This window comes from Halomonas sp. (assembly GCF_041689495.1).
Lineage (GTDB): Bacteria > Pseudomonadota > Gammaproteobacteria > Pseudomonadales > Halomonadaceae > Halomonas.
The window spans coordinates 1-13,622 of sequence record NZ_JBDNGD010000009.1; the positions used below are offsets into that span (position 1 = coordinate 1).

Genomic DNA, 13,622 nt, shown 5'->3' on the forward strand with positions numbered 1-13,622 from the left:
CCGTGCAATCGGCATCAACCTGGTTATTGCGTGGCGAATCATGTTGATGACGCTCTTGGGCAGAGAAACTCCCGAGCTTCCTGCCCAACTGTTATTCTCAGATATAGAATTACGAACCTTGAGTGCCTACGCTAAAAAAAAAGGACTAAAGCCTCCTTTGCTACTGGGAGAAGCGGTGCTACTTATAGCAAAGATAGGGGGGTATCTTGGACGAAGTAGTGACCCACCTCCCGGGCATTAGCTGCTATGGCATGGGTATACTGAATTTCAGTTTATGTGCGCGGGGTTCTCATTGTTGGAAAATGATTAAGATTGTTTGGGGTGTTTTATGGGTAAAGGGCAGCGCTAGGAGCCTGTCGGACTTAACGCTGATCTGCTGCAAATCCCGGGCTTTCGGCCAACTTCATTCGATCTATTTCGTTAAATAGCGCGCTATTCGCCTCAATAGATCGTTAAAATTGACTCGAAATCCGTCATTTTCGTGACGATCGGTCAAACCCGACAGGCTCCTAGTGTGTCTTTAGACCCTTTCCAGGCATGCCTCAGAGGTGACTGACCACTTCCCGTGACGGTCCCTCGACCCACTGATCGCCCACGGCCTTCAGCTCGCGCACTCGTTGTTCGATATCTCGACGAGTGACGTCTCCGGGCGGCACGGGCTCGCTGAAATGCAGGGCAACCCGGGGCCGAAACCGCCGGGGAGGCTTCGACAGCGCCGGCCCACCCTGATGGGAGGTCCAGGATCCCCATAGACCCGAGATCCCGGCGGGAATCACCGGTACCGGATGTCGAGCCAGGATCAGTTCCAGTCCACGCCGGAAGGGATGCACATCGCCATCCGGCGTCAGACGACCCTCCGGGAACAGCATGACCACTTCTCCCTCGTCCAGGGCGCGGCCGATCTCCTCTAGGGCACGCCGAATGCTGGCGGGATGACGGCGCTCCGTCTCCACCGGAATGGCGCCCACCAGGCGGAAGAGCCAGTTGAGCCAGGGGGAATCATAGATGGGCTTGTCCATCAGGAAGCGCAGCGGGCGATGGCTGGCCCCCCCGACCACCAGGGCATCCATGAAGCTGACATGATTGCAGACCACCAGGGCAGGGCCCTGATCCGGAATACCCTCCTGCCCACGCAAGCGAAGGCGATAGCAGAGAATCACGGCCAGGAAGACCAGCCAGCGGATGACGGGCCTGGGATAACGCGTCAGCCACCAACCGAGGACCAGCAGGAGAGCCCCGGCCAGAAGCACAGGCAGAAGGGTCACGATGGATCGGGCCTGTCGGCCAGGCCGGCGAGGATGGTGGTCAATAACTGGTCGAGCAGTTCGCCGACTTCCAGTTGCTGCCCCTGCCAGTAACCCAGGCGTTCATTGAGGCCTAGCTGGACCAGGCCATGCACGCTACCCCAGAGGGTCCGCCCCAACCGACGGGCCTCCATGTCATCCAATGCCGGCTGATACTCCCGCAGGGTGGCTTCGACGCGCAGGAAGAGGGCCTCGATCATGGCGCTCTGCCGCTCGTCCAACTCGCCCTCCTGGGCCAGTGGATAGTCGAACAGCAAGCGCCAGCGAAAGGGCTCCCGCTGGGCAAACTGCCAATAGGCCAGAGCCAGCGCCTTGAGCCGCTGTTCCGGGGTGGCTTCACCGATCAATGGCTCGATCACCGTCCGCAGGCGGGCCAGCGTCTCGATATTGACGTGCTGGAGCAGGTTGCTGAAGCTGCCGTAGAGCTTCAACAGGGTACTGGGCGCACAACCCACATGCCGGGCCAGCGCGCGCAGCGACAAGGAATGGGCGGAATGCACTTGCAGCCAGGCGTCACACTCGGCCATGACCTGGGCATGTAACGCCTCCGGCGCATGCTGTCTGGGACGGGCCATGGAGTTCCTCGCAAGATGGATAGCAGGCAATGGCAATGGTATCGGTTGCCGGACAACGCAGGCTGACGAGCATAGCGCACTTCGAACACTGTTTTCGATAGATTATCGCGCCATCAGGCCAACAAGGGACGATTCAGGGAACTCTGGATTCAGAGCTTCTCTGGCAAGGCCGACTCGGGTACCCTGACAGGCCTATCCTCGCGGAGTGCCCATGGCCGGCCGACTTTACATCGCCCCTATCGACCTCCAGCCTCTGTTGCCCGATCTGATCGTCGACGAGCCCCTCGTCACCAGCCCCAATCTGCCGCCGAGACAGAGGCTGTCCGCTATTCGACTGGAGGCCGGTCGCCCACACCTGTCCAGCCTCTTCTGGGGCTTGACGCCCCCCTGGCTAAAGGTGCTTGATCATGCTCCCCACTGCGCCCGAGCGGAGGCGCTGGAATCGCGCCCAATGTTCAACGAGGCCTTCCAGGCGCGTCGCTGCCTGATTCCCGTCAGCGGCGTCTATGCCTGGCGATCCCGTGCTGGCGCCAAGCAGCCCTACCTGATCACCCGGATCGACCGCGGCCCCCTCTTGCTGGCCGGCCTCTGGAGCCGTTTCCACACCAGCCTGACCGAGCATACGGATTCCCTGGCCTTGATCACCGTCGCCTCTCCCGCTCTTTTGGCCCCGATCACCGAGCGGTTCCCGGCCGTGATCACCAGCCCTGATGCCGGTATCTGGCTCGACCCCCGGGCGCCGATGACAGAGGTAAGGTCGCGGCTTTCGATAGCCCCCGGGGAACTGTTGGGCGCCTTTCCTGTATCAAGACGAGTGAATCACCCCGCGTGTCAGGAAGCGGCCTGCGCTCACCCGATCGGCCCGATGCTGCGACAGCAGGATTGATTCCTCTCCGCGCCGTGCCGGCGTCCATCACCAAGGAGCGACCATGCCATTTGCCCCCCTTGCCGTCCTCGCCAGATCGCCAGGATGCCTCTTCGGCCTGCTGTGCGGCCTCGGCCTGCTGATGTCGTCCGTTGCCGAGGCACAAGAATCCCCGGCGATCGCCGAGATCACGACGCCCCTGACGAGCCCGCACGACTCACGGGAGTACCGTGCCCTGACCCTGGAAAACGGCCTCAGCGTCCTGCTGGTCAGCGACCCGAAGGCCGACGAGGCCGCGGCCTCGCTGAACGTGGGCGTGGGCAGCGCTCAGGACCCGGATGACCTGGCCGGCCTGGCCCACTTCCTCGAGCACATGCTGTTCCTGGGCACCGACGCCTATCCGGAATCGGATGCCTACCAGGGCTATCTGTCGCGCCACGGGGGGAGCCACAACGCCTTCACCGCCCCTCAGGATACCAACTACTTCTTCGACATCGACCCGGATGCCCTGCCCGGCGCACTGGACCGTTTCAGCCGGTTCTTCATCGCCCCCCTGTTCAATCCCGACCGGCTCGACAGCGAGCGCAATGTGGTCAATTCGGAATACCAGGCTCGCATCCGCGATGACGGCCGCCGGGCCAAGGATGTCCTCGACCAGTTGCTGAATCCAGCCCATCCGACCACCGGCTTCTCGGTGGGCAGTCGCGAGACGCTTGGCGACAGCCCAGAGGGAGAACCCAGCCTGCGAGAACGGGTGATGGCCTTCTACGAGAATCACTACGACGCCAATGTCATGCATCTCGCCGTGGTCGCGCCTCAGTCTCTCGACGAACTGGAGACCATGATCACGGCGCGTTTTGTCGAGGTACCCGACCACGGCCTTTCGCGGCCTGTCATCGATGTGCCGCTGGTGTCGGAAGCCTCCCTGCCGCGGGCCGCTCGAATGCAATCGATCCGCGACAGTCAGAGGCTCAGCTTCATGTTCCCGGTGCCCGACCCCGAAACCGCCTATCGCCACAAGCCGGCCGACTACCTGGCCAACCTGCTCGGCCACGAGGGTGAGGGCAGCCTGCTCGCGGTACTGCGTGACGCAGGTTGGGCAGACGGCCTGTCTACCGGAGCGGCCAGCGGTGACGGCCGTCATGCGCTGTTCACCGTGGACATCAGCCTGACACCGGCAGGCGCCGAGCAGATTGAGCGGATCCAGGCCACGCTCTTTGCCGCCATCGAGCAGATTCGTGAAACGGGCCTGGACGCCTGGCGCTATGACGAGCAGGCACGCCTGGCCGAGCAGCAGTTCCGCTTCCAGCAGCACGGCGCACCGCAGGGCGACGCCATGCGGCTGGCCATGAATCTGTCGCGTTACCCCCTTGAGGATGCCAATTTCGCGCCCTATCGCATGGACGGCTTCGACCGCCAACAGATAGAGCGCTGGCTCGATCAACTGCGTCCGGAGAAACTGCTGCGTCTCTACAGCGGCCCAGGGGTCGAGGGCAAGGAGGTCTCGCCCTGGTTCGATGCCCCCTGGCGCGAGGTGGCACTGGAGACAGGCGAGGCCGACCCCCTCGCCGGCCTCGCCCTGCCCGAGCCCAATCCCTACATCGCCGAAGACCTTGAACTGCTCGATATCCAGGATGAAGTCCCCGTGAAACAGATCGAGGAGACGGGCTTCGACTTCTGGCACATGGCCGACGCCACCTTCGACTCCCCCAAGGTGGAATGGCGTTTCAGCTTGCAGAACCCCGCTGCCAGCCGAGAGGCCCGCGGCGCCGCACTGGCTCGGCTGCTTGCCGACTGGCTAGGCGACAGCCTCAACGAGGCCCTCTATCCGGCGCGCCTGGCCGGCCATCACTTCGAGGCTTATGCCCACGCCCGAGGCGTCACCCTATCCTTCTCCGGCTGGCGCGACCGCCAGGATCGGCTGATCGAGCGCGTACTGGAGCAGCTTCGCACGGGCAAGATCGAGGAGGCGAGCTTCGAACGGGTTCGCTACCGCCTGCAGCGTGAATGGCGCAACGCGCCCCAGGACGCTCTCTACCGCCAGGCGCACCAAACCCTGGCCGAGGCACTGGTGCGTCCCCAGTGGTCCAGCGAGGAGCTGCTCGAGGCCAGCCGGGACCTCAGGGTCGAGGACTTGCGCGACTTCCGCGAGACCTTCCTCGCCGAGCTGCGCCTGGAGGCCATGGCGGTGGGCAACCTGAGCGCCGACCTGGCCCGGCAAGACGCCATGCGCGTGGCAGAGGCCCTGTCACCCACCCTGACCGATGACCAGATACCGGACCTCGTCCCCCTGCAGGCAGAGCCTGACCTCCCCACTCTGGTGCCGATCACCAGCCGTGAGGAGTCGGTGGTGTTGCGTTACCTTCAGGGGCCCGACCGCTCGCTGCAGAGCCAGGCCCGGCTTTCCGTGCTAGGCCAATTGCTTGACACGCCCTTCTACCAGCGTCTGCGCACCGAGGAGCAACTCGGCTATGTGGTCAGTGCCGGCTACTCGCCGCTTCTGGACGCTCCCGGCCTCAGTCTGCTGGTGCAGTCCCCGGACACCCGAAGCGAGGCCATCCAGGCGCGCATCGATGCCTTCCTGAACGACTTCACCTCTCGACTGACGGCTCTCGAGGAAACGGATCTGGCTGCCTATCGACAGGCCGTCCATGACCGGCTGGTTCAGCGTGACACCAGCCTCTCGGCCAGGACGAACCGGTTCTGGCAGGCTACGGCCCTGGATGACGCCGATTTCCACCGCCGTGAGCGGCTCGCCGAACGGGTACTCGAGGTCACGGTACGGGAACTGCGCCAGGCCTGGCCGGCCCTGCGCCGTGACGGAGTGGTCAATGTCGCCTTCGACCCCGGCGACGAACCCAGCGATGTCGCAGAGCTCAGCCGCGAGCTCACCTCCCTGCCTAAGGATGAGCAGTGACGTAGGCGGATAAGCCGAAGGCGCATCCGGCGTGATGGGTTGGCCGCGACCCACGCCCGGTACGCTAACGCTTACCGGACCTACGGCTCGGCCATCGGACCTCCGACCACAACGCCCAGCCATTCGGCTGGGCGTTGTGTTGTCGTTCGAGCCGCTGATCCGCTAGTCGAAGGCCTGGGGCGGCATGATGGCCTCTACATGCATGACCAGCTCCTCAAGGATCTGGCGATCATGATCACTCAAGGTCACCTCGTTGAGCCGCTCGATCTCCCGGGCGAAATCCTCGAGGGTCAGGCTGGACAGCGCGGGGTCATTGATCCGCCGCCAGCGGAAGGCTTCCCACTGGGCCAGCTCCTCACCCTCGAGGGTTTCCGGATAACTGCGCGCGCGAAAGCGGAAAAGCATTTCCTCCAGCCGCGGGTCCTGGAAAGCGAAGCGTGCCCCCACCAGGTCCTGGGTGTCGGTATCGCGAACCCGCTGCATCTGCTGGCGATCCGCCGGGGAGAAGAATCCGCCGGCATAGAGCATCAGGTCGGGATCCCGGGGACCCTCCGGGGGCGGTTCAGCGAACACCTCGGCGACCCGCGCCGCCACTTCAGGATGCTTCTCCATCCGTTTCCAGTTCTCTCGACAGGCCGACAGATCCAGTCCCATGCGAGCAACGATCTCGCCGTAGTCGCCCTTGTTCGGCCCAGCCACGTCCTTGAGAGCGCTCGACGGGAACAGCACCGGACACTTGTTGATATGAATGACCTTGAGGGGTATTCGCTCCTCACCCTCTGCCAGGTCTTCGTTGCTGACAAAGACGCGCTCGCGGATCCGGGCGGCGTCGAGATCGAACAAGGGCGCTGGATCGACGGAGAGGTCATAGACGATGACCCCGTTGGGATTGGTGGGATGCTCGGCCAGTGGGACCACCAGCGCACTGCAGCAGCGGCTGGCCGGGTAGCGTCGGGAAATATGCAGAACCGGCTTGTGGCCCGGCACATCGAGCAGCTTCGCCACCTCGCGCTTGCGACGAAAGCCCAGCAGATAGTCGTAGAGCTTGGCGTTGGCCGACCTCAGCAGGCGGGCCAGGGCAATGGTGGCACGGACATCGGCCAGGGCGTCATGGGCCCCCTCATGGGCGATGCCATTGGCCGCGCTGAGGTGTTCGAGCCGGAAGCTCGGCGAACCGTCATCGCGGGTCGGCCACTCGATGCCGTCGGGTCGAAGGGCATGGAAGGCACGCACCACATCGATCAGATCCCAGCGCGAGTTGCCGTTCTGCCATTCCCGGGCATAGGGATCGAGGAAGTTACGGTAGAAGAGATGGCGACTCACTTCGTCATCGAAGCGCAGGCTGTTGTAGCCGACGACACAGGTGCCGGCTTCGCTCATCAGGGTATCGATGCGCCCGGCGAAATCGGCCTCGGGCAAGCCACGGCGACGCGCCTGCTGCGGGGTGATACCGGTGATCAGGCAGGCTTGGGGATGGGGCAGGAAATCATCGGCCGGTCGGCAGAACCACTCCACCGGCTCGCCGACCTCGTTGAAATCGGCATCGGTGCGAATGGCCGCGAACTGAGCGGGACGATCACGACGCGGGTCGGCGCCGAAGGTCTCGTAATCGTGCCACAGGTAGGTGGTCGGGGCGGCAGGGGGCGTCGCCATGGGGGAGGTCTCCGATACTGGCAGGGAAGGAGACAGACTAGCACAGCCCAGCAACCCCCTCAGCCGCCCGGGCCATCAGGCCCGGGGCAGGGTAACGTTCAGCTCCAGCACCGAGCAGTTGTCCTCGCTGTCGAGGCTGATGTTGATGGCATCGTCGTCTACCTGCACATAGCGTCGGATCACCTCCAGCAACTCCTTCTCCAGCATCGGCATGTAGTCCGGCTGGCCGCGCTGGCTGCGCTGATGGGCGACGATGATCTGCAGCCGCTCCTTGGCGACCGACGCGGACTTCTTGCGCTCTCGCTTCAGGAATTCGAGCAACTTCACCGGCGACCTCCTCCGAACATGCGGCTCAACAGGCTCTTTTTCTCGAACTCGTGGAAGCGCAGTGGAACCTCTTCCCCCAGCAACCGAGCGACGGTGTCGGTGTATGCCTGACCGGCGTCGCTATCGGCATCATGGGTCACCGGCACCCCGTGGTTTGACGCCCGAAGTACGGCCTCTGATTCGGGAATCAGGCCGAGCAGGTCGATGGCCAGGATCTCGCGGATATCCTCGAGGTTGAGCATGTCACCCGAGTCGACGCGGGTCGGATTGTAGCGCGTGACCAGCAGGTGTTCCTTTATGGGATCCTCGCCTCGCTCAGCGCGACGCGTCTTGGAGGCCAGCAGTCCGAGAATGCGGTCTGAGTCACGTACCGAGGAGACTTCCGGATTGGTCACCACGATCGCCTCGTCGGCGAAATACATGGCGAGCTGCGCACCACGCTCGATGCCCGCCGGGGAGTCGCAGAGGATATAGTCGAAATCCTTGCTCAGGGTCTCGAGTACCTTATCGACGCCTTCCTGGGTCAGGGCATCCTTGTCACGGGTCTGGGAAGCCGGAAGGATATGCAGGTTGTCGACCCGCTTGTCCCGGATCAAGGCTTGGTTGAGGCCTGCTTCGCCCTGGATAACATTGACCAGGTCATAGACCACACGTCGCTCGCAGCCCATGATCAGGTCGAGGTTACGAAGCCCCACGTCGAAATCTATCACGACAGTCTTGTTGCCACGCAGCGCCAGACCGGTGGCAATCGCTGCCGCACTGGTTGTCTTGCCGACCCCGCCCTTGCCTGAGGTCACAACGATGATCTTGGCCAAGTTACGCTTCCTGTCAAACGAAATGAAAAGAGCAGGCATCCCGCCCAGCTGTTCAACTCATTCATCCAGCCCGAGGGTCCATCCAGCCCGAGGGGCTGGCAATCAGCTCAGGGAGGCGATGCCCAGTTGATCATCCTCCAGGCGAACCTGGACGGCAGTACCCAGCAGCCGAGGATCGATATCTTCCAGCCGCTTGTAATTGCCTGCTACCGAGAGCAGCTCGGCATGCAATTCACGACAGAAGATACTGGCGAGGGGATCTCCGTGGATCCCCGCCAGGGCCCGTCCACGCAGGGCGCCATACACATGCACACTACCAGCCGCGAGCACCTCGGCACCCGCGTTGACCGAGCCAACCACCACCAGATCGCCTTCCGGCGAGGTGACCTGCTGGCCCGAGCGTACCGTTCCGCGATAGATGCGTCCTACGGCAGCCACGCCGGGCGGGGCATCCACGGACGCGTCACTCTCGGCAGAAACGTCCTCGGTGGTGGCAACACTCTCCAGCGATCTCGAACGGCCGATCTCCTGGGGAGGGAACCAGCCGAGCCCCAACGCCCAGGCCGATTGCTTGACCGGATCCGGACCGCCACGTACCGCCACAGGCAGCAGTTTATGCGCCCGGCAGACCGCACAGATGCGCTCCAGAGCCAGGTGGGGCTCGTCGAGCTTCTCGACACTGAGGACCACCGGCGTATGCTGGAAAAAGGCTGGTGACTGGCTTAACTTGCCGGCAAGCTGTTCACGGATGCGCTCGGGATCCGCGCTCGCCAGTTCCATTACCGTCATCGGCAGCATTCCGCCCTTGAAAGTGAACGCCATGCTGTCCCTATCCGCTTTGAGACTCATTGCCGAACTCCACGTCGGATGATGATCGGGGTACCGGATCACCGGGTACTCGTCCAAAGCTAAGCGAGTGACTCGTCCCCTGCAACTGATCATAAGCCCAGCAGGACCCGTTGTCAGTGTCTCCGGTCAGCCACACCCCCACCGAGACGGTCTTTTCCCCAGCCTCGGCGCATGCTTAGATAGTCTCTCGCCTCGTGGAGAGGCATCGACTGGAGAGGCATCGTCGCCCTCCATGGCAGAGGACAACAACACCCTCGAGGCGTCCAGCGGACGCACACCTATCAGGATGGTCAATGTCAGGACTTCTTCGCCGCCTTTTCGCCCCACGCTGGCAACACCCCGATGATCGGGTCCGCCGCCAGACGGCACTTCGCCTCGATACCGGCCGTGCCGACCAGCTCAGGATCCTCGAGCGCCTTGCCCTGGACAGCGATCCCGGCGTGCGACAGACCGCCCTGGATCGCCTCGAGGATCCAGAGTCACTGCTCAGCCTCCTTGACGATGAAGGCGCCTCCCTGGAACTCCGCGCCAGGCTGGTCGCCCTGCTGACAGGCCTTCAGGGCAACCTCGACCTGGCGACCCGTATCGCCCTGACCGAGCGGCTCGAGGAGTCAGGACTGCTGAGCGAGATTGCCCTGCACGGTGACAATCAGCAATTGCGGCTGGCGGCACTGGCAAGGCTCGATGATGAAGACGACCTGATTCGACAGGCCTGTGACAATGGCATCGTCGCCGTGAGACACGCGGCAGCGGCAAGGGTGTCATCCGAGGATGGCCTGGCACGACTTGCCCAGTCGGCCCGCCGCGACCGCCAGGTGATGCGCCAGGCGCGGGAACGCCTCAACCGACGCCGGGCGAATGCCGCATCACTGGCGGCCATCCGCGAGCGGCGTGAGGCGCTTCTCCAATCCCTCGAACGGCATGCCAAAGCCAGCTGGGAACCCCTTTATGCCGGCCGTTTTCGCCACCTGGAACGGGAATGGAACCACCTCGAGGACCTGCCCGACGCCTCACAGGAGCAACGCTATCAGGAAGCCTGCCAGCGCTGCCGCAAGGTCATCGGTGATCACGAGGCCAGTCAACTGACACGAGAGGCCGATCACCGTCGACGAGAGGACGCGGACCTGGGCCGGGAAGCCCTGGTCGAGGCGCTGGAAGAAAGCCTGGATGCCCTCTCGCGAAGCGAGAGCATCAACGAACAGGACATCGCCAGCCTGCGCGCGCATAAGCAGCTACTGGCCAACCGCTGGCAGGCCCTGTCCGACCAGCATCTTGCCGACGAGTCACTGCGGCAGCGCTACGACAAGGCACTCGCCGGCTACGAACGCATCGCCCAGGCCTGGGTTCGGCTGGGCGAACGGGTCGAGGCCATCGAACAGGCCCTGGCCGACGGCGACAACGACAGGCTGAACCACCTGATCGATGCCTGTGGATGGCCCGAGGATCTCTCGCCTTCCCCGCTGCTATCGAGGGCACGAAAACACCTCAGCGTCGATGACCTGGAAAGCCCGGACCTCGAGGCGCGACTGGCACGCTTTGCCGACGACCTGGATCAGCTCGAACGCTTGCTGGAAAGCGGCGCCTTCAAGGGCGCCAGCCGGCTTCACCAGCGTCTCAGGCAGGCGGCCGACCAACTGCCCGCCGACGCCCTGCCCCCCTATCAGGCACGGCTGAAACGCCTGGGCGCCCAGCTCGCCGAACTCCGTGACTGGCGGGGCTTCGTGGCGGGCCCCAAGCGCGACCACCTCTGCCAGGCCATCGCCTCCCTGGCGGATGACAGGACGCTCACGGAGTCCGACCTGGACCGCCGCCATCGTCAACTCGTCAAGGAATGGGCATCGCTCGGTGACGCCGCCGCGAACCGGGAACAGTCCAAACGTTTCCGGACGGCGTCGGACCAGATTCACCAACGCCTGGCCCCCTGGCGGGAGCGGCTCGACGCCCAGCGCCAACAGAACCTCGAGGCCCGTGAAGCTCTGTGTGAGCAACTCGAGACCCTCCTCACGCAGCCCGCCGGCGAGGCCGACCCGGATGCACTGCGCGAGATACGCGGCAAGGCCCGGGAACAATGGCGGCAGTTGTCTCCGGTGCCGAGAGACAGAGCCGAGACTATCGGCCGACGCTTCGGTCGTATCCGTCACGACCTCCAGGCGCTGATCGACCGCCGCGCAGGAGAGATCGCCGACGCCAAGAGTGGCCTCATCGAGCAGGCCCGCCACCTGCTCGAAAGCGATATCCCTGTCGACCGCCGAGCAGAGGAATCCAAGCGTCTGCAAGCCAGATGGCGCTCGCTGGGTCGGGCACCCCGAGGAGAGGAACAGACGCTGTGGCGGGAGTTCCGATCCCTCTGCGATGCGATCTTCGCCTCACGGGAAGCCGAACGTGACGACCGGGCAAGGCGAACCCAGGAGTGGCTGGAGGCGATGCAGGCCCTCATCGACCGGCTCGATGCCTGGCAACCCACGACGCCACAGGAGGCTCGTGTCCTCCAGGAGGCCATCGACGAAGCGTCCCATCTAGAGCCCTTGCCCAGTGGACGCCGCACCGAAGGCATGCGACGCCGCTGGTCGGGCATCATTAGGGCGAGACGCGAGCGCCTCGCTCGCCTGGATGTCATCGAGGAGGTCAACCGCTGGTATCAGGTACGCCCGCTGCTGTCGCGCCATCTGGAAGCGGATGCCGCCTCACTGGATAACCAGCCGGCCGGCGATGTCGAACTACCGGCCGGGAACTCACTGCCCGAGGACATGCGCAGCGCCCATGATCGTCGCAATGCAGCCCGGCGACAGCCCCCCGAGCCTGGTCAGGTCGAAGAGCGACTGGCCCGCCTGCGGGTCCACCTCTCGCTACTGGCCACGGGGCGTGTAAACCATGGTGATGACCCCCTCAGACTCGCCATCCAGGTCGAACGACCCAACGAGAACCTCGGCCGGGAGCCCTCTCGGGCGGAAGAGCTTCATGGGGTACTGAGCGAACTCATCGCCACGGGCCCCATTCTCCCCGCCCTCTGGAATCGGGAGGTGGGTGAACTCGATCGCCTGCTGGAGCGACTGGCTCAGCTGCCGCCTCCCTGAGCACCATCGCCAGGCCCTGATACGGCGAAAGCGCGAGGGGCCTCCTCGCGCTTTCGCAGGCCGCCACCGGGATCACCGGTGGCAGAATCGGTCGGAACCGTCAGGCGATCAACCCATGAACTGCCCGCCGTTGATGTCGATGTTGGCACCCGTGATGAAGCCCGATTCCTTGTGCGCCAGGAAGGCCACCAAGCGGCCGATTTCCTCGGGAGTCCCGTAGCGCTTGACCGGAATCGTCTCGCGAATCGCCTCGCGGACCTTCTCGGGGATGTTCATGATCATGTCCGTGGCTATATAACCGGGCGACACCGTGTTCACGGTAATCCCCTTGGTGGCGGTCTCCTGGGCCAGGGACATGGTCAGGCCGTGCATCCCGGCCTTGGCGGCGGCATAGTTGACCTGACCGAACTGGCCCTTGCGTCCATTGATGGATGAGATATTGATGATCCGCCCATAACCGTGCTCGAGCATGCTCTCGATCACGCTGCGACAGGTATTGAACACGCTGTTGAGGTTGGTATCGATGACCTCATGCCACTGGTCAGGCGTCATCTTCTTCAAGGTGCCGTCGCGAGTGATGCCCGCACAATTGACCAGCACGGCAATGGGACCATGCGTCTCGGTGATCTCTTTCGCACCTGCCATGCAGTCGTCATGGTTCGTGAGATCCAGACCGGACAGGGCGATATTGTCATAGCCATCAGCCTTCTGGGTCTCGAGCCAGGCCTTGGCCTTTTCGGGGTTGTGATACCCGGCAACAACGGTAAAACCTTCATCGGCCAGCGTGCGGCAGATGGCGGAACCGATACCGCCTGTGCCACCGGTAACCCAGGCGACGGGTGCTTGATTGGTCATTGACTACCTCCCTATTCAGTGAAACGTGTCCGCCCGGAAAATCCGAACCGAAGCGGGCGTCTACTGGCGTTTGTCATTTTCATGATTGTTCTGGCGATGACCGCCAGTGCGACAATTGATACCAGTATGGACCACGAAGGGCGCCACGGACGAGCGTTTGAAACCACCTGTTGACCCGCACAAGGGAAGGCGTAGGATATGTCCACGTTGATGCGGGGTGGAGCAGTCTGGTAGCTCGTCGGGCTCATAACCCGAAGGTCATCGGTTCAAATCCGGTCCCCGCTACCAAGATTTAAAGAGGCAGGCCAGTAGCTTACTGACCTGCCTCTTTTTCGTTGCCTGAAAGAAGGATGGATTGTGACACTTCTGTGCTGCCCCAAGCGCCAGG

11 protein-coding genes and 1 tRNA gene are annotated in these 13,622 nt (G+C 63.6%); 5 read left to right on the forward strand and 7 right to left on the reverse strand.

The features are described from left to right. On the forward strand, positions 1-241 hold a 241-nt coding region (locus ACESMD_RS00245), incomplete at its 5' end, for an IS4 family transposase (RefSeq protein WP_372609298.1). 301 nt (positions 242-542) lie between these two features. Here ACESMD_RS00245 and ACESMD_RS00250 read toward each other — a convergent pair. Together ACESMD_RS00250 and ACESMD_RS00255 are read right to left on the reverse strand one after the other, a co-directional pair. Then, positions 543-1,265 (reverse strand): 1-acyl-sn-glycerol-3-phosphate acyltransferase, encoded by a 723-nt coding sequence (locus ACESMD_RS00250; RefSeq protein ID WP_372609299.1) that lies wholly within the window; start codon positions 1,263-1,265, stop codon positions 543-545. Then, positions 1,262-1,879 (reverse strand): TetR/AcrR family transcriptional regulator, encoded by a 618-nt coding sequence (locus ACESMD_RS00255; protein WP_372609300.1) that lies wholly within the window; start codon positions 1,877-1,879, stop codon positions 1,262-1,264. Before ACESMD_RS00255 ends, ACESMD_RS00250 begins: the two co-directional genes overlap by 4 nt. 211 nt (positions 1,880-2,090) lie before the next feature. Between ACESMD_RS00255 and ACESMD_RS00260 the strand changes: the two genes are divergently transcribed. Then, a complete protein-coding gene (locus ACESMD_RS00260) occupies positions 2,091-2,765 on the forward strand; it encodes an SOS response-associated peptidase (protein WP_372609301.1) in 675 nt (224 codons plus the stop codon). A gap of 43 nt (positions 2,766-2,808) precedes the next feature. Beyond that, positions 2,809-5,661 (forward strand): insulinase family protein, encoded by a 2,853-nt coding sequence (locus ACESMD_RS00265; RefSeq protein ID WP_372609302.1) that lies wholly within the window; start codon positions 2,809-2,811, stop codon positions 5,659-5,661. Positions 5,662-5,823: 162 nt separating this feature from the next. On the opposite strand, the gene sbcB is transcribed toward ACESMD_RS00265, so the two are convergent. The 4 genes from sbcB to minC form a co-directional block, all read right to left on the reverse strand. Next, complete coding sequence (gene sbcB / locus ACESMD_RS00270; protein ID WP_372609303.1) at positions 5,824-7,314, reverse strand: exodeoxyribonuclease I; 1,491 nt, start codon at positions 7,312-7,314, stop codon at positions 5,824-5,826. Between the two features lie 75 nt (positions 7,315-7,389). Further along, positions 7,390-7,641, reverse strand: a complete 252-nt coding sequence (gene minE, locus ACESMD_RS00275) for a cell division topological specificity factor MinE (protein WP_102588074.1) — start codon at positions 7,639-7,641, stop codon at positions 7,390-7,392. Further along, positions 7,638-8,456, reverse strand: coding sequence for a septum site-determining protein MinD (gene minD / locus ACESMD_RS00280; protein WP_372609304.1), 819 nt, complete (start codon positions 8,454-8,456; stop codon positions 7,638-7,640). The genes minE and minD overlap by 4 nt, the downstream gene beginning before the upstream one ends. A 102-nt stretch (positions 8,457-8,558) precedes the next feature. Continuing rightward, the gene (minC, locus tag ACESMD_RS00285; protein WP_372609305.1) at positions 8,559-9,305 is read right to left on the reverse strand and encodes a septum site-determining protein MinC; all 747 of its coding nucleotides are present in this window, start codon (positions 9,303-9,305) and stop codon (positions 8,559-8,561) included. A 293-nt stretch (positions 9,306-9,598) separates the two neighbouring features. Between minC and ACESMD_RS00290 the strand changes: the two genes are divergently transcribed. After that, positions 9,599-12,379 carry a DUF349 domain-containing protein gene (locus tag ACESMD_RS00290; protein ID WP_372609306.1) on the forward strand — a complete coding sequence of 927 codons (2,781 nt, stop codon included), beginning with the start codon at positions 9,599-9,601 and terminating at the stop codon, positions 12,377-12,379. A gap of 108 nt (positions 12,380-12,487) precedes the next feature. Here ACESMD_RS00290 and phbB read toward each other — a convergent pair whose 3' ends face one another. Then, the gene (gene phbB, locus ACESMD_RS00295) at positions 12,488-13,234 is read right to left on the reverse strand and encodes an acetoacetyl-CoA reductase (RefSeq protein ID WP_372609307.1); all 747 of its coding nucleotides are present in this window, start codon (positions 13,232-13,234) and stop codon (positions 12,488-12,490) included. Positions 13,235-13,445: 211 nt separating this feature from the next. Here phbB and ACESMD_RS00300 point away from each other — a divergent pair. Continuing rightward, positions 13,446-13,522 (forward strand) — tRNA-Met (locus ACESMD_RS00300). Positions 13,523-13,622 lie beyond the last annotated feature (100 nt).

What these genes read in the sequence shown, in the direction of transcription:
- ACESMD_RS00255 (WP_372609300.1), bottom strand. Translation starts at nt 1,879, where the DNA reads ATGGCCCGTCCCAGACAGCATGCGCCGGAGGCGTTACATGCCCAGGTC.
- phbB (WP_372609307.1), bottom strand. Translation starts at nt 13,234, where the DNA reads ATGACCAATCAAGCACCCGTCGCCTGGGTTACCGGTGGCACAGGCGGT.
- ACESMD_RS00265 (WP_372609302.1), top strand. Translation starts at nt 2,809, where the DNA reads ATGCCATTTGCCCCCCTTGCCGTCCTCGCCAGATCGCCAGGATGCCTC.
- minC (WP_372609305.1), bottom strand. Translation starts at nt 9,305, where the DNA reads ATGAGTCTCAAAGCGGATAGGGACAGCATGGCGTTCACTTTCAAGGGC.
- ACESMD_RS00260 (WP_372609301.1), top strand. Translation starts at nt 2,091, where the DNA reads ATGGCCGGCCGACTTTACATCGCCCCTATCGACCTCCAGCCTCTGTTG.
- ACESMD_RS00290 (WP_372609306.1), top strand. Translation starts at nt 9,599, where the DNA reads ATGTCAGGACTTCTTCGCCGCCTTTTCGCCCCACGCTGGCAACACCCC.
- sbcB (WP_372609303.1), bottom strand. Translation starts at nt 7,314, where the DNA reads ATGGCGACGCCCCCTGCCGCCCCGACCACCTACCTGTGGCACGATTAC.